This is a genomic window from Allocatelliglobosispora scoriae (assembly GCF_014204945.1).
GTDB classification, from domain to species: domain Bacteria; phylum Actinomycetota; class Actinomycetes; order Mycobacteriales; family Micromonosporaceae; genus Allocatelliglobosispora; species Allocatelliglobosispora scoriae.
In genome coordinates this window covers 1,005,184-1,026,563 of record NZ_JACHMN010000002.1, presented here as the reverse complement: position 1 = coordinate 1,026,563, position 21,380 = coordinate 1,005,184, and the positions used below count along the sequence as shown (strand labels likewise).

Below are 21,380 nucleotides of genomic sequence, written 5' to 3'. Positions count from 1 at the left end.
TCGGCCATCATTAGTTGTTCGCGGCTTCGCGGCTACTACTGAGGACGAACTCGTCCCGCCCCGGCGACGATCGTGGGGTAGTGCCCGCAGCCGCTGTTGGCGCTCATCGGCGCCGACGGCCGTGGGATCAATCCGGCCGGTGTCGAGGCCGCGATGGCCAGCAGTTTCATCTCGCTCTCCACGACGGCGTCGGCCCGTTCCGCACTCGCTCGGAAAGCGTCATGCACTGTTTCGTAGCGGGCAACGTCCTGTGCCAGCCGGTCCGCCAGTCCGAGCAGGGAGGACGCCGCATGGCTCTCCAATTCGCCCATTCGAGCACGTAGAAGTGTGCCGTTGTCCCGCTCGGCTGTCGTCCGGGAGATCGCATCAGCCGTTGCGCCGGCCCTGGTCGCTGCCGATCTGCCCGCGCTCGCCCGGCGCGTCAAACCGATCGCGATCAGTCGCCGTTCGTGGGCGGCGAGCAACGCCTGTAGCTCGGGCTGTGCGACGGTCCCATCGGGCAACCGCGGCGGCACGAAGGGGCGTGCCTGCTGCTGGCACGTGATCGTGTTGTGCAGCCAGAGGCCCAGGTCGAAGCAGCCGTGTACGGCAATGACGACCTTGACCGGATCGTGGAGGTGACCGTGCATCGCCGCGTAGGCCGCCGTCCGGATCTCGTAGATCGCCTGCTGCATCCAGGGAGCCAGCACGCCCAGCCGGTCGAGTTCCGCGACTCGGTCGGGAAGCGATCGCGGCACGTCCTCCAGGCCGAGCAGGGCTGCTGCCTTGCGGGTCACTACCTCGGCGAAGCGCCGGGCGTGAAACGTCACCGTGTCCACATCGCTGTAGATGTGCGCCTGGGCCGCCGCACCGTCGTAGGCGAGCAGCGGTTCGTAGGCCATCAGGTAGCCGAAGTTGCTGGTCCGTGCCACTACCTCGTCGAGGCTTTCCCGCACTGAAATCTCCCTAGGTTCAAAGTGCAAAGCCCTCGAACCTATCAGCTCACATGAATGCCGGGAAGTGTCAGATCTTGGACTGGATAGGCCAATCGCCGCCGCACGCCGCTGAAGTGCCCATTGACGTATTCGCCGCCGTAAGCCAGATTGATTCCTCGACAGCCGTCCGCTTCGGTGCGGTGACAGAAGGTCACCGTGTCGCCATTTCTGGCTGCGCTGATGGCGTCGGTGGGCAACGAAAAGGCCCCGGCGACATAACCGCAAGGGTCATCGGTCGGTCCGGGGCTTTGAATTGACGATAGCACCTCACGGGAAGGTTGTACACACCCATGTCTGACACCGACTGGTACGAGAGTTGGCTGGGTCGCGAGCGCTTCGCGAAGTTCGTCCATGCCGCACGCGGTGATCGCGCCCGAGCCATTGCGCTCGTCGATTGGGACCGGGAGGTGGGCGGAGAGATCATGAAAGGGCTCGGAGAGTGGGAGTTGGCGATGCGCAATTCCTACGACGCCGTCATCACTGATTGGTGGACGGGGACGGATCATTGGCTGCGCGATCCGACCAGCCCGGTTCTGGCGACCATAATGCGGGACGGCCGGGACCTCAATTTCCATAACAAGAAGAACATCGGCAAGGCAATTTCGCGGCTCAAAGAGAAAGCAACCCCGGCCAATATCGTCGCCAACTTATCGCTGGATTTCTGGCGCTACCTTACCGCGGCGTCCAGGGAGAAGTCCCTCTGGGTACCCGCACTGCACAAGGCCTTCCCTCGAGGAACGCCACGCTTCGCCGCAGATCAGCAGATTGATGGACTCTACCGCCTTCGGAACAGGATCGCCCATCGTGAGCCGATTTTCCACATGCCGGTGGCTGCGCTCGTCGAGGATCTACTGGGAAGCTGCGAGCGAATTCGACCCGAGCTTGGCCGTGCAATTAAAGAGCGCGATCCGTTCAGAGATCTGTGGGAGCAGTACCCGCTGAACTGATGGTAGCCGAACGCGTGATAGGGGCAATTGAGATGCTGACGGGTATCGCTTTCACCAATTTCCGGTGCTTCCGTGAACAGCAGGCGTTGGACCTGCGGCCGGTCACCGTCGTACTCGGTAAGAACAACTCCGGCAAGAGCGCGTTCACTCGCGCGCCCATGGTCTTTCATACCGGCTTTGTCGAGTCGGCCGCATCGCGTCCTCGTGCGCCATTGGATCTCGACAGATTGGGTCACGATAGTGTTGCCTCCTTTACCGATCTGGTCTATCGGCACAGCTCGCACGGCAAGGTCACCGTCGATCTCACCTTCAATGACCGGCTCGTAAAATCGGTCTCTGCGCAGGTCCAGAACATTGACGGAGAGCGCCTTCAGGTGGTCTCTAAAGCCGAGATCGTGTTGAGCTTCGGCACGTGGCTGCTGGAGTGGTTGCAGCAGCGCAACGTCTACAAGAGAACGTGGACCGATGCGGCCGGCGAAACGAGTATGACGGTCGGGCCCATCGATTTCGACGGGCTGGTGCCCAGAGACTTGCCGCGATCAGCCGTACCGCCGTCGGAGGCGGGCAATCTCGATCTCGTTCGAGCCTGTGCCGCTGCGTTCGGGCGGATCAGCTACCTCTCACCCTTCCGGGACCGTCCGCGGCGTGAGCACTCCCTGCCGGTGGGCGAGCCGGACTCGGTGGGAGATCAGGGTCAGTATCTGTCCGGCATCCTCGCCAACGACCAGGTGCGCAGGGATGGTCGGCTCCGTCGCCGGGTCAACGAGCTGATGCGCGAGATTCTGCCCGACTGGACGTTGGAGGAGGAACCCGATGGCAGGCTCTTCACCACGTCGTTGCGATCGAGAGTTGATCCACATCTGAGCGTCAATATCGCCGACGCGGGCTCGGGGGTGACCCAGATCCTACCGATGCTCGTTCAGCAGGCTCTTGACGAGGTCACGTCGACGCACACGCCTACCCTGCACATCATCGAGGAGCCGGAGTTGCATCTCCACCCGGCTGCGCACGCACAGCTCGCGGACCTCTACCTTCGAGCAGCCCGGGCCACCGGCAACCGGTTCCTGATCGAGACGCACAGCGAGGCACTACTACTGCGCCTGCGCCGCAGGATCGCCGAGAACGAGTCGGTCGGCCCGGCCGACGTGGGCCTCTACTTCGTGCAGCACGACGGGCGCGAGGCGATGGCGCGCAGCATCGCCATCGATGAGTCCGGCCAGCTCGATTGGTGGCCGCCGGGTGTTTTCACCGAGGATTTCGAAGAGGTGCGCGCCCTCGCGGCGGCTCAACTCCGCAGGGCGGCCGACGATGCTGCTTGAGATCGCTGAGGAGGTCTTCTCCGAGGAGAACGACCATCAGGTTTCCCTCTTCAATATCCTCACCTTCACGGTCGAGGCGCGGCACACATGGCTTCCGGACCCGGCGGTGGCGCAGGTGGCGATCGGCTATCTGCAGGACAACTTCCCGAAGAAGGTCGACTGGCAGACGTATATCGCCAACGCCTCGAAGGCGTCTGCTTGGCAGGGCAGGGAGAACCGCCAGCCGGTGCTCATAACGGATGAGAACGTCACGACCATCGCACATGACCTTAGTCAGCCGGCAGTCGTCGTGGTTGAGAACGCACGAAACGATGGCAGCTTCCTGCGAGCGGTTCTCGCCGCTTACCGCCCCGAGATGAAGGCGGCAGTCGAGAAGAACTGGTTGCATATAGATCATTCGGGTGGGACGGGCGAGCAAGCCGCCATCGCGGACGAGGCTGCTGCGCGGTTCCACCATGTGTGCCGGGTACTCGTCGTGAAAGACAACGATGCTCGCAGGTCGTTTCCGCGGCGGTCGCCGGATTCCGTCGACTGGGATATTCCGGACGAGCCGATCGTGCATATCTGGTCACGCCTAGAGGTTGAGAACTATCTGCCTGACGCTGTTCTGGTGTATTCCGACCATCCGCAGGCCGATGAGCTGTTACGCAGCCTCCGACAGATGAGCACGCAAGCGCAAGGGTGGATCGACATGAAGAAGGGGCTGGAGAAGACTCCGCTGCGTTTTGTCGGCGCCTTGGCCCCGGAGGCGGAAAAGGTCTGGCGCATGGGATACCGCAAACAGCTGCCGAGCCCGCTGATCCCTCAGGGTCTGGAGCTGACCGTCGACGACTTTCGCAGTCTCGGCGACGACGTACACGACGAGTTGCTCTACCTGCTAGCCCTGATCGCGCGAGTCTTGTGAGGACGGATCCATGCCAAGCCTGAGCACGATGATGTCCGTCCAGACCGAGGTCGTGATGATGGACGAGTTGCTGGAACGCGTCGCTTCCGGCCGACTCAGGGTCCCCGTCTTCAACCGGCCGTTCGTCTGGCGCCCTGAGCAGATGCTGGAACTCTTCGACAGCATCGAGCGCGGCTACCCGGTGGGGAGTCTGCTGGTGTGGCAGACCGAGGATACGGTCGCGAGTCTGGAGCAGATCGGTGACATCGCGATCCCGGATCCGGAGCCGGGGACCAGTGTGTCCTACATCTTGGACGGCCATCAGCGGGTGTCCACCCTCTTCGGCTGCCTTTTCCGGGCGAGTGAAGAGGTGCTGGGCAGCGATGCCAAGGAGTGGCGCTGGCGGATCTATCGGGATCTCCGGGGCGGCGACACCCACGCCGTATACCGGCATCAGACACGTGCTGGAGAGACGCCCGCCTACCTCCTGCCGCTGCACTCCGTACGCAAGACGCTGGACTTCCTCGCCTTCTCGCGCGCAGTGATGGAGCGGGAGGACTCCGCCACCGCTGAAGCCCTCGTCGAGCAGGCGGAGCTCGTGGCTCAACGCATCAAGTCCTACAAGATCGCGCTGAGTCATCTTGTCGGCGGCAACCTCAGCCAGGCGGTCGAGGTCTTCTCTCGGATCAATCAGAGCGGGCAGAAGATCACCTCGGACCAGATGGTCTCCGCCCTCACCTTCCGCGATCACGGGCAGGTCACTCTCGCCGAGCGCATCGACCACATCGTGAGCCAGATCGGCGACATGGGGTTCGGGGAGCCGCGTCGCGAGACGATCTTCAGGGCGGTGCTGGCCATCGCCGGGGAGCAGGACGTCATGGCCCCCGACTGGAACGCCGTGGTCCGGCGGGTCGACGGCAAGGTCGCGACCGCTGCCGAGGAGACGGTGGTGGCGATGGCGGCTGCCACCGGGTTCCTGCAGCGCGAGATCAAGGTACCGCTCTTCAAGTTCCTGCCCTACGCGCACCAGCTGATGCTGCTCACCGTCTTCTTCCACCACCGCAAGAGTCCATCGAGCGCGCAGCTCGCCACACTGCGCCGGTGGTTCTGGAACACCTCCTGGACTGAGGCGTTTGCCAGCGCCAACTCGACTGCGGTGCGCCGTGCGTTGGACGAGATGATCGCTTTCGCCAATGGCCACGGGAAGCTGGAACCCAGGTCGACGGTGGTGGAACCGCTGCCGGAGAAGTTCAACCTCAACAGCGCTCGCACACGCGCATACCTCATCTGGGAGCTGGCGGTGTTTCCGGATCGGCTGGACCCGGCCGGTGATCCGATCCGGACCGATCAACTCCTCGCGACCAGCGATTCCACTCTCTTCCGCCATGTCGTCGACCGGGACTACCGACCCGCCAACCGGGTCATCCTGCCGACGAGAAACGGCACCTCCGTCCGGTCCGCGTTGATCAATTTGGCGCCCGAGCACCGATCGCGGGTCTTGGAGAGCCACGGTATCCCCGTTGCCGCGTGGCAGAGCCTTGTCGACGGCGACAGCAACGGTTTTGTCGCGCAGCGCACCGAGTTCCTGGCGAAGTGCCTGGGGCCCTTCCTGGCGGAGCTTGGCCTGACGCCGTCAGCGGAATTGGTCGGGTCATCGGAGCCCGACACCGAGTAAAGGGGGCAGGTTCGGGGGATTGCTGAAGATCGCCGACTTTAGACATGATCGCTCACTTTGGGCGCGGATAATCGGCGAATCGGACATCAGCCGACGCGCAGCGTCCACAAGTCGCGATCATGTCCAAAGTCGGCGATCTTGAGCCCACCCCCCCCGCATCCAACCCACGATCGCCGCAACTCTTCAAGAGTTGCGGCGATCGTGGACCTTTGGGGACGCGGCGTCCCTAGTGGATCATCAGCCCAGGTAGGTGTCGCTCAGGATGATGGTCTCGGTGATGACGCCGAGCAGCCCGAGCACCTCCACCCGGACCGCGTTCTGTACGAGCTGACCGCTGGAGTTGGTGGTCGACTCGTTCAGGTAGACCACCGCCACCCCCGGGATCCCGATCGTGGTCGGGGCGCTCGTGCCGATCGGCGTACCGTTGATCGTGCCGACGACCCGGGACGTACGGGTGATGCCGCTGGCACTGGAGACGCTCGTGCTCTCGATCGCCGTGAGGTTGATCAGGCCGCTGAGGATGTTGGCACCGTCGACCGTCGCGCGGGCCGTCGTGGTACCCGTGGCCGGGTCCAGGACGCAGCTCGCGTTGAGCACACCGGTCGTCAGCAGCGGTGCCGCGTTGACCGCGACCGTCGTCCGCGCGTCGTTCGGCGGGCAGACGACGTCGGGCGTGCGGGCGATGGTGAGCAGCAGGCCCTTCGCCTCCAGCGCGAAAGCGCCACCGGGGCGGTAGACGACCACCCGGACCACTGCCGTCGCCGAGCCGCCGTCGTCATCGGTCACCTTGACCAGGACGTTGTGCGGGCCGACGGCGGAGAAGGCGTGGCTGATCTTGCAGGTACCGCTGCCGGGCGTCTCCGCGACGGTCCCGTTCGCCACGGGGGTGCCGTCGTCGAAGTTGACCGTGCAGGTGTGGCTGTCGTTGCGGCCGATGTCGGTGAACGGCGCGGTGAAGGCGACCGGCGTGTTCCTCGTGTAGAGGGTGCCGTTGGCCGGGGCGGAGATGCTGACCTGCGGTGCGACGTTGGTCAGGGTGAGCGTGGTGCTCGCCGAGACCGGCGGGTTGATCCCGTCGTTGGCGGTCTCGGTCAGCAGCCAGACACCGTCGTCGGTGCAGGTGACGGTGGTCGCTGTGGCCGCCGGGTTGGCGAAGGCGCAGGTGGCGCCAGCGTCCACTCCGGACTGCGGTGCGATCGTCCAGGTCGTGGTCAGGCTGGGTCCGTCAGGGTCGACGACGCTGGCGGCGAGGCCGACCGGCGTACCCTCCTGGCCGGAGTAGGGACCGCCGGCCGAGACGACCGGTGGGGCGTTGATGATGATGGTCCGGCAGTCGGTGACGAAGCCGGTGCCGCCGCCGTCGCTGCCGAAGGCGCGGACGCAGATCTGGTGCTGGCCTGCGGTGAGCGCTGCGGTGGCGGTGTTGTAGGTGACGCTCGCCGGCCCGGTCTGGGGCAGGTCGGGGTTGATGCTGCCGTTGCCGATCGGGGTGAAGGCGCCGCCGTCGACCTGCAGCGAGAGCGTGCTGAGCTCGGAGGAGATCACGCTCGGCAGGATGCTCGGCAGGTCGGCGGGGTCGTCGACCTCCGTGCAGGTGCCGCCGGTGGTGGTCGCGATCCGCTGCAGGGTGTTGCCGGTGGGTCCGCCGCAGCCGGAGCCGGTGCCGACCGCGAAGGTGAAGATGTCGACGACACCGGGCACGGCCGCGAGCGGTCCGTCGATGTCCGGCCCGTTGTTCAGGCCGTCGGAGAGGAAGACCACAACCCTGCGGAGGGTACGCCCGGCGGGGTCCGGCGGCGCCGTAGCGGCGGTGACCGCCGCGGTGATGCCGTCGGCGAAGCTCGTCGAGCCGCCGACGTTCTTGGTGGGCGGGAACTGCCGCAGGCCGCCGGAGATGAAGGCGCCCGAGAGCACCTCGTCGATGTCGCGGGTGCCGTTGCCGTTGGCGTCCGTGCCGGGGCCGGTGAAGAGCTGGTCACCGGCGGCCGGACCGACGTCGGCGGCTGCCGCGGTCTGGCCGAAGGCCGCTGCCCCGACGGAGCCGATGGTGCCCGCGACCGGCGGGACCAGGGTCTGCCCGTTGAGCGTCTTCGCGGCGATGATCTCGCAGTCGAGGACGGTGTTCGCCGTCGAGTCGCCGTCCTGGTCGCCACCGCAGCCGTTGGTGCTGGCCGTGCTGCCCGAGACGTCCAGGACGTAGGTGAGCGACGTGCTGATCAGCGGTACGCCGGTGCCGACCCCGGCGGTGCCCGTCACCGGTACCGGGCCGGGCGGGCGGACCGCGCCGTTGGCGGGCGTGCTGATCGTGACCGAGATGCTCGTGCCACCCGGCAGGTTGCCGTCGACCGCCTGAGCCGGGGCCGCGGTGGCGATCACCACCGCCAATGACGCCATTGCCGCGCATGCGGCACTCTTTCGTGCCGACAACGTGTGCTTCATTCGCTCCTCCTCGCAAAATGACCATCGAGCCCAATCCATGACAATCGAAGTCTGGTGTTGCCGGACGGTTTCGTGCTGGGAGGAACGCGACAGGTGCGCTATCAGGACATCGATAGCGCATTATTGTTTGATCTGTTATATATTTAACTACTATAGAAGGTTATTCACTTCTATAGTGGACTGTCCGAATTCGACTCAGAGGTGCTGGTCCTCCCTGGGGGCAACGGGTCTCACGTCCCGCGGTGACGCTGGTTCGCGCGGTACACACGAAAGAGCCGGACAATAGCGGGCATATGCCGCTATCGTCCGGCTCTCGGTGCTCAGCCGCCGATTACCAGCCGATCGCGATCAGCAGGTACTGCGGGTTGCCGTGCGAGACGAACGAGGACTGCTCCGCGTAGTCGTCGTACGGGAAGCCGTAGGAGAGCTTGTTGATCGCGTGGTCGTGGAAGAACTTCGAGTAGTAGTTGGCGGGTGCCGTCAGGTAGTAGTTCGCCGGGTTGCCCCACTGCGAGGACGGCAGGGTCGCCACGTGCCGGTTGAGGTTGGCGCACATCGACGGGTTGTTGGCGAGCACCCCCGCGCAGCCGAAGATGTCCGAGGTGGCGGCGTTGACACCGACGGAGTTGGCGTACGCGGTGAAGTAGTTGGCGTTGACCCCGCCCGCCCGGAAGTTGGGGTGGCTGCCCGGCGCGATGATCCGGTAGGGCGCCTGTGCCTGGGCCAGGACGTCGAACTCGGCCGGCACCTCGTTGATGAACTTCTGGAAGGTGACCGCCCGGTCCTCGGCGAAGGTCGCCTGGTCCTCGCCGATCTGCACGTCGTATCCGTCCTGGGCGTGCAGCCGCATCGCGATCTTCAAGCCGAAGGCGTCCACCCGGGTGGTGTTGCCGTTGAAGACCGCCGGTCCCACGGTGAACTCGATGAAGTCGTAATACTGGCTGGTGGGGGAGCCGAGGTAGAAGTACATCCGCCCGGCGGTGTTGACCGGCATGTCGAAGTAGGGCTGCTCGGCGATCGAGTGCGCCACCCCGTTGTAGCTCCAGTAGACCTGGCTGTCGGGGTACTTGCCGTTGGTCCGGTTGAGGATCTTCAGCATGACGACGTTGGACGCGGGCGGGATGCTCGCGGTGTCGCCCCAGAAGGTGCCGTTGTCCGGCGGAGGTGAGGTGCTCGGGCTCGGGCTGGTGCTCGGCGGGGTGCCGGTGCTGGTGCGGACCACGAACTCCCACAGCGAGTAGCCGTAGGCGGTCGCCCGGACGGTGCCGTTCATCCGGACGTAGCGGCCGGTGCCGGAGACGGTGAGGGCCTGCGTACCCCCGGTGCCTGTGGTGGTGGTGTAGATGCTGGTCCACGGCCCGGACGCGCTCGCGGCGACCTGGATCTGGAAGGACCTCGCGTAGGCGGCCTCCCAGGTGAGCGTGACTCCGCAGATGGAGGCGGTGGCGCCGAGGTCGACCTGGAGCCACTGCGGATCGGCGAAGGCGCTGGCCCAGCGGGTGGCGGTGCTGCCGTCGACGGCGGCTGAGGCCGGGACGCCCGCGTTCTCGACGGAGGACGCCGTGGCCGGTCGGCCCTGCGAGGCGTTGGTGGTGCAGCCCGCGGGCGGGCCGGTCTCGCCGAAGACCTGGAACTCCCAGAGCGAGTAGCCGTAGGCGGTGGCCCGGACGGTGCCGTTCATCCGGACGTAGCGGCCGGTGCCGGAGACGTTGAGCGTCTGGGTGCCGCCGGTGCCGGTGGTGGTGGAGTAGATGCTGGTCCACGGCCCGCCGGCACCGGCCGAGATCTGGATCTGGAAGGCGCGGGCGTAGGCCGGCTCCCAGGTGAGGACGACCTGGGAGATGGCGGCCGAGGCGCCGAGGTCCACCTGGACCCACTGCGGGTCGGCGAAGGCGCTGGCCCAGCGGGTGCCGGTGTTGCCGTCGAAGGCGGCCGAGGCGGGGAAGGTCGCGTTCTCCACCGAGGACGCGGTGGCGGGCTTTCCCTGGGAGAGCAGCACGGGCGCAGCGTGGGCGGGTGTGGTCGAGACGGTCATGACGTAGCCGATGAGCAGCACGATCGTGGCGGCGACCGCCGCGACGATCGAGATGGGGCCATGTCGTCGGACTGCGGGACGGAGAACCGATCGCATGAGAACTCCCTGGAGGAGGGTGCAGGGCGGCCCGGCACCGGGCAGGGGACGCCGGGCCGCGGGGGACGGTGGGACGGATCGGAGAGCGCTCTCTGCGCCGAGATTCGTCTCGCCCCGGGCTCCTGTCAAGAGCATCGACACGCCACGTTTTGATAACGGATCGTCCTATGTGCCCTGGCCAGCATATTTGTTGCCAGCGACAGCATTGAGGATCGTCAAGGGGGCAACTCTTCAAGAGTTGTTGTTAAGGCCTGGCGGCCTGAAGCAACAACTCTTGAAGAGTTGCCCCCATTTGTCAGCAGCCGATGCGGCTTGCGCCGAGGGCCACCTCGTCGAACCAGAGGGTGTCGGCGCCGACGCCGTAGCTCTCCCAGCCCAGGCGCAGGTCGTTGAGGGTCGGCCGCCAGTTGGCGCGGCTCAGCCACTGGGAGTCGATGTTCTGCGTGGGCGTGCCGTCCTCGCGCAGCCCGGCCACCTCGGTGCCGTTGGTCCAGGTCTGCATCGTGCCGAGGGTGCCGTTGACCATGAACTCGACGCAGGTCCACGAGTTGACCGCGAGCGGCGTGCTCAGCGCCACCCCGGCCGGGCTCTGCTCGGGCAGGGTCGCGTCGTCGGACTGGCGGTTCCACTGCAGGGCACCGCTCTGGCCGCCCATCCGCAGGTCGCGGTTGCCGTCGGCGGTGTCCTTCATGGCGACGAAGGTGACGTGCGCGGCCGGCAGGGCGGTGGTGTGGCGGACGTAGAACCTGGCGTACCAGGTCTTGCCGATCGTGCTGAGGTCCCGGGTCGCCTTGACGAAGACGTGGTTGCAGTAGCCGGCGGTGCCGGTGACCTTGATGGACTTGCCGCCCCGGTAGGCGACCGTCGTGTCCACCGTCGCCGCCCCGGTGCCCTGGCAGTCCGGGTAGGCCACGGTCCACGCCCCGGTGGGAGCGCCGGCCGACTGGCCCTCGAAGCCGTCGCAGAGGACCGCTGTGCCGCAGCCGCCGTTGCCCGACGGGCTCGCCGAGGGACTCGGCGAAACCGAGGCCGACGGTGAGGGCGACGCTGAGGCCGACGGTGACGACGAGGGGGATGCGGAGGCCGACGGGGAGGCGGAGGCCGAGCGGGACGGGGAGATCGAGGGGGACGGCGGGGCGGAGGGGGACGGCGACGTCGCGGTGCAGGGCGCGCCGTTGAGGAGCAGGTTGGTGGGGGTCGGGTTGGCGGTCGCCCAGGTCCCCTGCACGCCGAATTCGAGGCTCGCGCCGGCGGCGATGTCGGCGTTGTAGGCGAGGTTCGTGGCGCTGACGGCGGCCCCGGTCTGCACGACGGCGGCGGACCAGAACGAGGTGATCTTCTGGTCGCCGCCGTAGGTCCAGGAGACGGTCCAGTTGTGGATCGGCGTACTCCCGGCTGTGATCTTGATGTAGCCGACGAAGCCGCCGGTCCACTGATCGGCGCGGTAGGTCACCTGGCAGGCCGCCGCGGCGGTCGCGGGCGGCGCGGCGGCGAGCACCGCGATGCCGGCGCCTGCGGTGGCGATCGTCGCCGCGGCGAGGGCGCAGAGCGCGCGCAGGCGGGGTGAGTGAGGTGGGCGTGGCGAGACCCGCATGGGTCAGTCCTTTCGGCCGCCCGCCGGGATGTCTGCTCCGGCGGGATCCATCCTGTGGGCACGAGCGCGCGTGCGGCACTCGTGTGGAAGGACACCGGCTCCCGGACCGCCCGGTGGAACTGCGCGATCGCCGCCTCAACGATCGACACCGGACGAGCCCACGACGTCTCCGATCACGATAGTGGTCGATGCGCCGATCGTGTAGGGGCTCCTACGCACTGAGAATCCGTCGGTGGGTCCGGTTATGGTCGGCCGATGCGTACGCCTGTCACCGCCGATGATGTCGACCTCGCCGTGAGCAGCGCGGTCAGCCTGCTCCGCCCCGCCCTGCACCTGGATTGGCGGGTGCCCGCGGGCGGCCTCACCTGGAGCTGCTGGGAGACGTTGGAGCACGCCGCCGACGACCTCTTCGCCTACGCGCTGCAGCTCGGGCCGAAGCAGCCGCCGACGGACGCCTACGTCCCGGTGGTCTGCCTCCCCGCGCGTGACGGCGGGCCGCGCAGCTCGATCTTCGTCGAGGCGGCGAGCGGGAATGCGGGCGTGCTCCAGGTGCTGGAGGGGTGCGCCGCGCTGCTCGTCGGCGTCGTGACGATCACGCCGTCGGAGGTTCGCGCGTTCCACGGCCTCGGCGTCTCCGACCCGGAGGGCTTCGCCGCGATGGGCATTGTCGAGGTGCTCGCACACACCCACGACGTCGCGTCCGGCCTGGGCCTGTCCTTCGTGCCGCCGGCCGACCTCTGCGACCGGGTGCTGCGGCGTCTGTTCCCCGACGCCCCGACCGAGACCGAGCGCTGGCCGACGCTGCTCTGGGCGACCGGTCGCGGCGAGCTGCCGGGCCGTCCCGCCCTGACCGAGTGGCGCTGGGACGTCACCCCGCGCTGACGGTGACCGCGCCCGGCGGCTGCGCCGGCGCCGGGCGCGGTGCCGCCGGGTCAGGAGGTGGCCGGCTCCCCGGCCGTGGCGAGGGCGCCGGAGCGGCGGGTGAGCAGCCGGTCCAGCGACCACGAGCCCGGCCCGAGGACCGCGACGAGCAGGAAGGACCAGCAGAACAGCGCCGCCAGCTCACCTCCGTTGTTGAGCGGCAGCAGACCCTCCGGCTGGTGGACGACGAAGTAGGCGTAAGCCATCGAGCCGGAGCAGACGAGCGCCGCGATCCGGGTCCCGAGGCCGGCCATCACGAGCAGGCCGCCGACGAGCTGGATCAACGCGGCCCACCAGCCGGGCCACACACCGACCGCGATCGCCTGTCCCGTGCCGCGGGCACCGCCGAGGATCCCGAAGATCGACGTGGCGCCGTGGAACGCGAACAGCAGACCGAGGACCAGTCGGAACAGTGTGGTGACCAGTTCTGGCAGGCGTCGGACAATCATGGATAGCCTCCTTGCTCGTACGGCCGGACCGGGCGTGGTCGCAGCCATCTGCATGGATGTACCGGTCCGCGCGAGCTAAGGGATTCATGTTCATCAAAATTTATAAATTAATATGTGTGCACCGACGGGGGTCGGCTGGCCTCCGTTCAGCGGCACAGCGCGGCGGTTCGGCGGCGGGCCAGCGCCGCGTCGGCGCCGAGGGAGACCTCCGTACGCAGAGCGGCGTCGGGCTCGACCCGCCAGACGCCCTCGATCAGGCGCAGGGTCGTGGTGCCGGTCTCGTCGCCCCGGTGCCAGGTGATCGTGGCGGCGTCGGGCGCGGCCAGGTCGCGGCCGTCGATGAGGTAGGGGACACCGAGCCGCAGCGGGCAGGCGCTGTTGAGCCTGCCGAACTCTCCCCGGGGGATCAGCGCCTGGGCGGTCGGCGTCCACATGTCCCACGCGTTGAGCCAGTCGCCCCCGGCGAGGAGGCCGAACTGCCGCTGCGCCGACGCCTCCGCCATCACCAGGAGCGGTGGTTCGGGCGGGGTGGCGGCCTGCGGCGCGGTGCTGCCGCAGGCCGCCACCGTGCCGGCGAGCGCCAACAGCGGCAGCGCCCTGCGGCGGCGCATCAGTTGGCGAGCCGCTGGGTGGCGTACTTCTGCACCAGGCCGGTGTTGGCGGCGAGGTTGAGGTCGCCGTAGAAGCGGATCGAGTCGCGGATCTGCGCCAGGCTCAGGTTGGCCGCGGGGGCCCCGCCGATCTGCCAGGCGAAGGTGCCGCCGGGCAGCGTGGTCCGCTGCGCGAGCGGGACGTCGTGGAAGCCGAGCCGCACGATGTAGAACGACGTGCCGTCGCCCTTCTTCACCTCGAGGTAGTCCGACTGTGGGTGGCCGGTCGGCGCGGAGTTGAAGTAGTAGTGCTGGTCGGCGTTGGAGGGTCCCCGGAAGATGATCACGGCGCAGTCGACGTGGTAGGAGGCGGCCGACCGGTTGGTGAAGACCAGCTTGGTCGTGCCGTACCACTGGTTGCCCTCGAAGACGACCTTGACGCTGATCGGCAGGTTGCTCTGCACCGCGGTCGTCAGCGGCTCGGCGAGGATCGGGTTCGGCGTGATCGGCGGGTAGCTCGGCCCGGTGTGGCAGCGTTCGAGTTGGCTGTCGTACTGCGACGGGTTGCCGGTGGGCTGCGTCTGGCTGAAGGTGTTGGGACCGGCGCTGACCGAGGCGGTCTCGGTGACGTCCGCGACCGCGGGAGCGGTCGTGCCGACCTGCCAGCCGACGACGAGGAGACCGGCGACGGCGGCCTCGATCAGGACGACGCGCAGCGTGTTGGGTCTGGGCATGGCGATGACTCCCTCACGTGGGGGCGTGTCAGCCGGGCAGCTGACCACGGGAAGTGCTTCACATCAGTCTTGGTAACTTCGCCGATGAGGGCAATGCGGACGGCGAGACTTGGCACAGTCGCGGATCGCCGCCGCGACCTCAGCGATCCGCCGTCCCCGGGGGCGTACGGTCAGGGCCTGCCCACGCGCGGATTGAGGACACACGGTGACTGCTCGTTTCCAGGAGCTCGACTGGCGCCAGACGCCGATGGGCGAGATCAGCCTGCGGCGGCGCTGGGATCCCCTCTTCGCCGCCGACGTCTTCGAGGTGAAGCTCGACGACGACTTCCTGATGTCGAGCCTGTTCACGGCGGCCGAGATCGCGGTCGCACAGCTCGCGCTGGACCGTCTGACCGGGACGGAGCTCGACGTGGTCGTCGGCGGCCTGGGCCTGGGCTACACGGCGGAGACGGTCCTCGACGACGTGCGGGTGCGCTCGCTCGTCGTGGTCGAGGCGCTCGGCGAGGTGATCGAGTGGCACCGGCGGGGACTGATCCCGCTCGGCGCGAAGCTCGCCGGGGATCCGCGCTGCACGCTGCGGCAGGGCGACTTCTTCGCGCTGCTCGGAGCGGTCGGCGGCCTCGACCGGGACGAGCCGGGGCGGCGCTTCGACGCGATCGTGGTCGACATCGACCACTCGCCGTCGCACGTGCTGCACCCGAGCCACGCCCCGTTCTACACCGCCGCCGGACTGCGGCGGCTCGCCGAGCACCTGCGTCCGGGCGGCGTCTTCACGCTGTGGTCCAACGATCCGCCGGAGGATGACTTCGTCGCGGTGCTCGCGGAGGTGTTCGAGCAGGTCGGCGCGGAGGTCATCAGCTTCCCCAACCCGCTGCAGGATCGCGATGCCACCAACACCGTCTACACCGCGACACTGGTGTCGGACCCGTAGTGAACTGCGGCAAAGCGAGCGGGGCCCCGGGACGACGTCCCGGGGCCCCGCTCGCTTGTGCTCGGCTGCGAGTTACACGGCGGAGCGGCCGCGCATGCCGGAGACGAGGGCGACTCCGACTGCGGCGAGGCCGATCTGGAAGACGAGTTCGATCCAGTCGATGCCGTCGGTGACGGCGACGCCGACGGCCTGGGCGATCAGGGTGCCGACGATGGCGGCGATGATGCCGACGACGATGGTGAGCCAGATCGGCAGGTTCTGCCGGCCCGGGAGCACCAGGCGGCCGAGGGCGCCGATGATGAGTCCGACGATGATCGCTGAAATGATTCCGGCCACGGTCATGGCTGTAGCTCCTCTTCTCCTTCGGCGGGGGGCGCCGTTGCATCAGTTGACTGCCCGTTCGACGGGGGCCCCAAACTCCCGTCGCGTACACCGAATGTGTGACCGAGGCGATAGTGGGTGTGGTCTATGCCTTTGTGGGTATAGCCGAGTGCATGGCCACAGGATTGTCCGCGCTCCAACCTCCCTATCTGGATCGTGTGACCACGACCGCCGAGTTCGTCGCCGCCATGCGCGCGCTGCGCCAGCGGGCCAGCCTCTCCTATCCCCAGCTGGAGCGCAGGGCGAAGGCGGCGGGGGACCGGCTGCCGCGCAGCACGATCGCAGGTGCCCTCACCCGGGGCCGGATCCCGCGCGAGCAGACGATCGCCGCGTTCGTGCGCGCCTGCGGCGGTGACAGCAGCGCGGTCGAGCAGTGGATCACCGCTCGGCGCCGGGTCGCCGAGGCGGACCGGGCAGCCGATCTCGCCGAGGCGGTCGGGGCGTGGCTGCTGGAGCGGTGGCCCGAGGGCCTCGTCGACCGGGACGACGAGGATCTCGCCGCCGCGGTCGAGGAGTGGCTCGCGACCTGGTGGGAGGCCGACTCCGACCTCGTGGGGCAGGCCGCCGACGCGGAGAGCCACTTCGGCTCGGCGACGAGCTTCGCGGGTGGGCGGCTGGCGGAGCTCGCCGCGCTCGACAGCTCGAGCCGCTGGGTCGGCGTACACCGGCGCAAGGCGGGTCGCAAGCGGACCAAGCTCCTGCGCAAGCTCATCGGCGGCCGGGTCGCCGCCTGAATAGTTCGGCCAGCCTGAAGGAATTCTTCACATGAATTGCGAGTAGTATTGCTTTTCTTCGAGGCGACCCGTCAGGATCAACGGCATGACCGACGAACTCGCCCGGCTCGTCACGGAGCAGCGGCTCCCCGGCCTGCAGGATCTCGACCGGCTCTCCACGCCTGACCTGGTCCGACTCATGAACGAGCAGGACTCCCTCGTCGCCGCCGCGGTCGCGCTCGCCGCACCTCGGATCGCGGCCGCTGTCGATGCCATCGCCGACCGGATGCGCCGCGGCGGCCGCCTCGTCTACATCGGCGCCGGCACCGCGGGGCGGATCGGCGTCCTCGACGCGAGCGAGTGCGCGGTGACCTTCGGTACCACCGCCGATGAGGTCTGCGCGCTCATCGCGGGCGGCCCATCGGCGATGATCACAGCGGCCGAGGGCGCCGAGGACTCCTGCGAGCTCGCCGTCGCCGACCTGACCGGGATCGGCATCACCGAGGCCGACGCGGTGGTCGGCATCTCCGCGAGCGGCCGCACGCCCTATGCCGTCGAGGCCCTGCGCTACGCGGGGACCGCCGGTGCGTTCACGGTCGGGATCGCCTGCAACGCCGACTCGCCGCTGGGCAAGATCGCCGACGTGCCGATCGAGGTGGTCGTCGGACCAGAGTTCGTCGCCGGATCGACCAGGCTCAAGGCGGGCACGGCCCAGAAGCTCGTCTGCAACATGATCTCGACCCTGACGATGATCCGGGTCGGCCGGACCTATGGCGATCTGATGGTCCACCTCACCGCGACCAACGACAAGCTCTGGGCCCGCGCGCACCGGCTCGTCGCCACCATCACCGGCTGCCCGGACGAGCTGATCGACGGGGCGCTGCGGCAGGCCGGCGGTTCGGTGACGATAGCGTCGATCATGCTGCTGGCCGGGGTCGGCCCCGCCGACGCGCGGGAGCGCTTCGCCTCGGCGGCCGGCGATCTGCGCGCCGCGCTCGCCCACTAGCCGGCGGTCCGGGCCGCGCGGGACCGGTTACGTGTCGGCTCCGACGTCGTCGCTGCTGTCCGAGGGGAGCTGCGTCGGAGCCGGCTGGTCCTGAGCCGGGATGTCCCGCAGCGGCAGATAGGGCTCGGCCGTCGGCGGCAGCCCGGCCGCGATGGCCCGGGCGCGGGCGAGCTCCGCGTCGAACTCGGCCCCGAGCAGCACCGCGACGTTGGTGAGCCACAGCCAGACCAGGAAGACGATCACGCCGCCGAGGGTGCCGTAGGTCTTGTTGTAGGAGTCGAAGCGCGAGATGTAGAGGGCGAAGCCGAGCGAGACGATCACCCAGACGGTGACCGCGACGAGGCTGCCCGGGCTGACCCAGCGGAAGCCGCCCTGCCGGGCGTTGGGCGCGGCCCAGTAGAGCAGCGCGAGCAGCAGCGCCACCCCGAGGATGAGGACCGGCCACTTGACCACGTCGAAGGCGCGGACCGTCTCCTCCTCGACCCCGATCGCCCGGCCGGCGGCGGAGGCCAGGCGGCCGGTGAAGATGACGGCGAGCGCGCTCACGGCGAGGAAGATCCCGGTCACACCGGTGATCAGGATCTCCATCGGGAGGGTCTTCCACAGTGGACGGCCTTCGGGCACGTCGAAGATCCGGTTGGCGGCCCGCATGAAGGCGCCCATGTAGCCGGTGGCCGACCAGGCCGCGATCACGACACCGACGATCGCCATCACGCCCGCGGTGGTCTGCTTCTCCTGCAGGTTCTTGATGCCGTCGACGATGATCTGATGTGCTGGTCCCGGTGTCAGCGCCTGCACGTTGTCGAGGATCGACTGGGAGGTGTCCTTGCCGAGCAGTCCGACGACCGCGATGAGCACGAGCAGGCCGGGGAAGATCGAGAGCACGCCGTAGTAGGTGAGCGCGGCGGCGTGGTCGCCGAGGTCGTCTTTGACGAATTCGGTGACGGTGCGCTTGCCGACGCCGAACCAGGCCCGCCAGCCCAGGTCGCTGGGGCGCCGCGGGCCGCGGGACAACAGCCGGACCAACCTCGCTCGGTACGCCTTGCCGGGCTCACGCGTGCGTGCCATCCCCACCCCACTCATCGCCTCGGTCGTGCCGCACTCCTGCGAGTGGGTGTGCCCACGCCGGGTTCACAGCAAACGTAGTGCGTCCGTCAACTGGGCGCTGGTGGCGCCGCCCGTCATGAGAGCATGATCGGCATGGGGACGAGGCTTGTGCAGATCAATATGAAGGCCCGGGACGACTCCGCGCTGGGCGGTTTCTGGGCGGAGGTTCTCGGCTGGGGAGTCTCCAGCGAGGGACCCGGCGTGACCAACCTCGAACCCGAGGGCCTGGTCTACCCCGATCCCGCCGCCGTCTATGTCGACCTCATCGCCTCCCCCGAGCCCAAGACCGCGAAGAACCGCGTGCACGTCGACCTCGCCACCACGTCGGCGGCCCATCAGGCGGAGCTGGTCGCCGAGCTGAGGGGACTCGGCGCGACCCTCGCCGACGTGGGCCAGGGCGACGTCCCCTGGACGGTCATGGCCGACCCGGAGGGCAACGAGTTCTGCGTGCTGGACCCCCGGCCGCTCTATCGGGACACCGGCCCGATCGCCGCGGTGGTGGTCGACTGCGCGGATCCGCGAGCCATGGCCCGCTTCTGGAGCGAGGCCATGGACTGGATCCCGCACCAGGTGACCGACGACGACGCGCTCCTGCGCTCCGCCAAGGGCGTCGGCCCCTACCTGCGGTTCCTCCGCACGCCCGACGTGAAGACCGGGTGGAACCGCGTCCACCTCGACATCCGCCCCTACCCGGGTGACGATCCGGAGGCTGAGGCGGCGAGACTGCGGACTCTCGGCGCCACCGCTGTCGACCTGGGCGAGGGTGCCGTCTCGTGGACGGTCCTGGCCGACCCGGAGGGCAACGAGTTCTGCCTTCTCAGCCCGGCCTGATCTCGGGCGAGCCCCGGGACCTGTGACGCGCTCGGGGCACACCGGACGTGTCCGCCCTGAGTGAACGGGAGTTGGCAGGGCTGCGGGCGCGTGCCAGGCTCCGGTGATGGAGCTTCTGGTGCTGGGTGGGACCGCGTGGCTGGGCCGCGAAGTGACGAGCCAGGCGATCGGCCGCGGGCACTCGGTGACCTGCCTCGCCCGGGGCGAGAGCGGCGCGGTCGCCCCGGGAGCGGTCCACGTCGCGGCCGACCGCAGGGATCCGGCAGCCTATGACGCGGTGCGCGACCGGGACTGGGACGCGGTCGTCGAGGTCTCCTGGCAGCCGGGCCTGGTGCGCGGCGCGCTGCGGGCGCTGGGGGAGCGGGCCGGGCACTGGAGCTACGTCTCCTCGTGCAGCATCTACGCCTCCCACGCGACGCCGGGCGCGGACGAGTCGGCGGAGCTGCTCGAGCCGGCGACCGAGGACGAGGTCGCGATCGAGCAGTACGGTCCGGCGAAGGCCGCCTGCGAGCTCGCCTCGATGGAGGCGCTGGGCGATCGCCTGCTCGTCGCGCGGGCCGGGCTGATCGGCGGGCCCGGCGACCACAGTGGACGATCGGGCTACTGGGTGGCCCGCTCCGCCCGCGACCCCGAGGGCCCGATGCTCGTCCCCGACACCCCGGACCGGCCGACCCAGGCGATCGACGTGCGCGATCTCGCCGCGTGGCTGCTCGACGGCGCGGAGTCCGGCACGACCGGGATCTTCAACGCGGTCGGGCCGATCGAGCCCTTCAGCCAGTGGCTGGGATTGTCGCGCGAGCTCGGCGGGCACACCGGCCCGGTCGTCGCGGCGCCGTCGTCGTGGCTGGTCGATCAGGGTGTGGCGGAGTACATGGGCCCCGAGTCGCTGCCGCTGTGGATCGCCGACCCGGACTGGCAGGGATTCTCCGCGCGCAGCGGCGCCGCCGCCGTGGCGGCCGGGCTGCGGCACCGCCCGCGTCGCGACCTGCTCGCCGACACCCTCGTCTGGGAACGCGAGCAGGGGCTGGACCGCGGGCGCCGGGCCGGCCTCAGCGCCGCTCGCGAGCGGGAGCTGCTCGCCGCCCTGCGGTAGCGGGCGCGGGGAGGGCCGGAGCGCAGCGAGCATGGACCGCGCCGATCGGAGATGCGATCATGGCGCCTATGTCCACGGGAATCGACGTCACCGGATGGTTGCGGCGCAGCGCGCACTGGCTTCGCGTCGAGGCGTCGATCGTGGCGTTGGCGGTCACCGCGCTGCTGGTGGTGGTCCCGTTGCGGGGCACCCCGGTCGAGCGGCTCTACGAGCAGCTCGACATCACCGTGGCCGGGATTCTGGAGCACGTCTCCCCGGCCGAGCACCACGACCACGGGCACGACGTCGCCGCCGAAGACAAGATCATCTGTGTGGCGGAGACGTTCGGCACCGACCCCGCCGACGTGCGCGAGCTCGCCCAGGTCCGCTGGGTCTACGCCTACTTCCTCTGCGCCTCCGCGCCGCCGGGCACCGACTGGGACTTCGCGTCCCGCATCTCGGGCCCGACGGCCGTCTCGCTCACCGCGCCCGCGGAGGTCCGGATCGCCGCCGCCGGTCTCGGCTACCCGGACCGGGTCCGCGCGATGATCCCGGACAACCTGGAGGCCAGGGCCCTGAGCGGCTTCGCCGACAAGGACCTCCCGGACGAGCTGCGCCGCCGCTACGAGACGGAGATCTCCCAGGCCTGAGGAGCGAGGCCGCCCCGCGAGGCGCGTCGGCCC

Annotated in this window: 20 protein-coding genes; 11 read left to right on the top strand and 9 right to left on the bottom strand. The window is 68.7% G+C overall.

Translation table 11 applies throughout. The features are described from left to right. Nucleotides 1-35 precede the first annotated feature (35 nt). Complete coding sequence (locus tag F4553_RS10330) at nucleotides 36-935, bottom strand: hypothetical protein (RefSeq protein ID WP_184834871.1); 900 nt, start codon at nucleotides 933-935, stop codon at nucleotides 36-38. Nucleotides 936-1,264: 329 nt separating this feature from the next. Here F4553_RS10330 and F4553_RS10325 point away from each other — a divergent pair, with 329 nt between their 5' ends. From F4553_RS10325 to F4553_RS10310, 4 genes are read left to right on the top strand one after another with little or no spacing between them, the layout of a single operon-like run. Beyond that, a complete protein-coding gene (locus tag F4553_RS10325) occupies nucleotides 1,265-1,921 on the top strand; it encodes a hypothetical protein (protein ID WP_184834869.1) in 657 nt (218 codons plus the stop codon). Nucleotides 1,922-1,953: 32 nt separating this feature from the next. Then, nucleotides 1,954-3,240, top strand: coding sequence for an AAA family ATPase (locus F4553_RS10320; RefSeq protein ID WP_184834867.1), 1,287 nt, complete (start codon nucleotides 1,954-1,956; stop codon nucleotides 3,238-3,240). Beyond that, complete coding sequence (locus F4553_RS10315) at nucleotides 3,230-4,144, top strand: hypothetical protein (protein WP_184834865.1); 915 nt, start codon at nucleotides 3,230-3,232, stop codon at nucleotides 4,142-4,144. Before F4553_RS10320 ends, F4553_RS10315 begins: the two co-directional genes overlap by 11 nt. 10 nt (nucleotides 4,145-4,154) lie before the next feature. Further along, complete coding sequence (locus F4553_RS10310; RefSeq protein ID WP_184834863.1) at nucleotides 4,155-5,798, top strand: DUF262 domain-containing protein; 1,644 nt, start codon at nucleotides 4,155-4,157, stop codon at nucleotides 5,796-5,798. Nucleotides 5,799-6,035: 237 nt separating this feature from the next. On the opposite strand, the gene F4553_RS10305 is transcribed toward F4553_RS10310, so the two are convergent. The 3 genes from F4553_RS10305 to F4553_RS10295 form a co-directional block, all read right to left on the bottom strand. Next, the gene (locus F4553_RS10305) at nucleotides 6,036-8,237 is read right to left on the bottom strand and encodes a vWA domain-containing protein (protein WP_184834861.1); all 2,202 of its coding nucleotides are present in this window, start codon (nucleotides 8,235-8,237) and stop codon (nucleotides 6,036-6,038) included. A gap of 331 nt (nucleotides 8,238-8,568) precedes the next feature. Then, the gene (locus F4553_RS10300) at nucleotides 8,569-10,368 is read right to left on the bottom strand and encodes a galactose-binding domain-containing protein (RefSeq protein WP_184834859.1); all 1,800 of its coding nucleotides are present in this window, start codon (nucleotides 10,366-10,368) and stop codon (nucleotides 8,569-8,571) included. Between the two features lie 295 nt (nucleotides 10,369-10,663). Further along, nucleotides 10,664-11,962: a cellulose-binding domain-containing protein gene (locus F4553_RS10295; RefSeq protein WP_184834857.1), complete on the bottom strand. Its 1,299-nt coding sequence runs from the start codon at nucleotides 11,960-11,962 to the stop codon at nucleotides 10,664-10,666. 255 nt (nucleotides 11,963-12,217) lie between these two features. On the opposite strand from F4553_RS10295, the gene F4553_RS10290 reads away from it, so the two are divergent. Beyond that, the gene (locus F4553_RS10290) at nucleotides 12,218-12,844 is read left to right on the top strand and encodes a hypothetical protein (protein ID WP_184834855.1); all 627 of its coding nucleotides are present in this window, start codon (nucleotides 12,218-12,220) and stop codon (nucleotides 12,842-12,844) included. Nucleotides 12,845-12,894: 50 nt separating this feature from the next. Here the strand turns inward: F4553_RS10290 and F4553_RS10285 are convergent, their stop codons facing one another. The 3 genes from F4553_RS10285 to F4553_RS10275 form a co-directional block, all read right to left on the bottom strand. Next, nucleotides 12,895-13,332 carry a DoxX family protein gene (locus F4553_RS10285; RefSeq protein WP_184834853.1) on the bottom strand — a complete coding sequence of 146 codons (438 nt, stop codon included), beginning with the start codon at nucleotides 13,330-13,332 and terminating at the stop codon, nucleotides 12,895-12,897. 146 nt (nucleotides 13,333-13,478) lie between these two features. Further along, a complete protein-coding gene (locus tag F4553_RS10280; RefSeq protein ID WP_184834851.1) occupies nucleotides 13,479-13,943 on the bottom strand; it encodes a hypothetical protein in 465 nt (154 codons plus the stop codon). Continuing rightward, nucleotides 13,943-14,656: a hypothetical protein gene (locus tag F4553_RS10275; protein WP_184834849.1), complete on the bottom strand. Its 714-nt coding sequence runs from the start codon at nucleotides 14,654-14,656 to the stop codon at nucleotides 13,943-13,945. Before F4553_RS10275 ends, F4553_RS10280 begins: the two co-directional genes overlap by 1 nt. A 205-nt stretch (nucleotides 14,657-14,861) precedes the next feature. Here F4553_RS10275 and F4553_RS10270 point away from each other — a divergent pair, with 205 nt between their 5' ends. Beyond that, nucleotides 14,862-15,587 carry a polyamine aminopropyltransferase gene (locus F4553_RS10270; protein ID WP_184834847.1) on the top strand — a complete coding sequence of 242 codons (726 nt, stop codon included), beginning with the start codon at nucleotides 14,862-14,864 and terminating at the stop codon, nucleotides 15,585-15,587. A 72-nt stretch (nucleotides 15,588-15,659) separates the two neighbouring features. Here the strand turns inward: F4553_RS10270 and F4553_RS10265 are convergent, their stop codons facing one another. Then, nucleotides 15,660-15,929, bottom strand: coding sequence for a GlsB/YeaQ/YmgE family stress response membrane protein (locus F4553_RS10265; protein ID WP_184834845.1), 270 nt, complete (start codon nucleotides 15,927-15,929; stop codon nucleotides 15,660-15,662). 197 nt (nucleotides 15,930-16,126) lie between these two features. Between F4553_RS10265 and F4553_RS10260 the strand changes: the two genes are divergently transcribed. After that, entirely contained in the window at nucleotides 16,127-16,702 is a 576-nt protein-coding gene (locus F4553_RS10260; protein WP_184834843.1) for a hypothetical protein, read from the top strand. An 85-nt stretch (nucleotides 16,703-16,787) separates the two neighbouring features. Further along, a complete protein-coding gene (murQ, locus tag F4553_RS10255) occupies nucleotides 16,788-17,687 on the top strand; it encodes an N-acetylmuramic acid 6-phosphate etherase (protein ID WP_184834841.1) in 900 nt (299 codons plus the stop codon). Between the two features lie 27 nt (nucleotides 17,688-17,714). On the opposite strand, the gene F4553_RS10250 is transcribed toward murQ, so the two are convergent. Next, entirely contained in the window at nucleotides 17,715-18,755 is a 1,041-nt protein-coding gene (locus F4553_RS10250; protein WP_184834839.1) for a YihY/virulence factor BrkB family protein, read from the bottom strand. A gap of 132 nt (nucleotides 18,756-18,887) precedes the next feature. On the opposite strand from F4553_RS10250, the gene F4553_RS10245 reads away from it, so the two are divergent. The 3 genes from F4553_RS10245 to F4553_RS10235 all read left to right on the top strand — a co-directional run bounded on the left by F4553_RS10245 (nucleotide 18,888) and on the right by F4553_RS10235 (nucleotide 21,347). Further along, a complete protein-coding gene (locus F4553_RS10245) occupies nucleotides 18,888-19,625 on the top strand; it encodes a VOC family protein (RefSeq protein ID WP_184834837.1) in 738 nt (245 codons plus the stop codon). 106 nt (nucleotides 19,626-19,731) lie between these two features. After that, complete coding sequence (locus F4553_RS10240; protein ID WP_184834834.1) at nucleotides 19,732-20,718, top strand: Rossmann-fold NAD(P)-binding domain-containing protein; 987 nt, start codon at nucleotides 19,732-19,734, stop codon at nucleotides 20,716-20,718. A gap of 68 nt (nucleotides 20,719-20,786) precedes the next feature. Beyond that, complete coding sequence (locus F4553_RS10235; RefSeq protein WP_184834832.1) at nucleotides 20,787-21,347, top strand: hypothetical protein; 561 nt, start codon at nucleotides 20,787-20,789, stop codon at nucleotides 21,345-21,347. The last annotated feature ends 33 nt before the right edge of the window (nucleotides 21,348-21,380 follow it).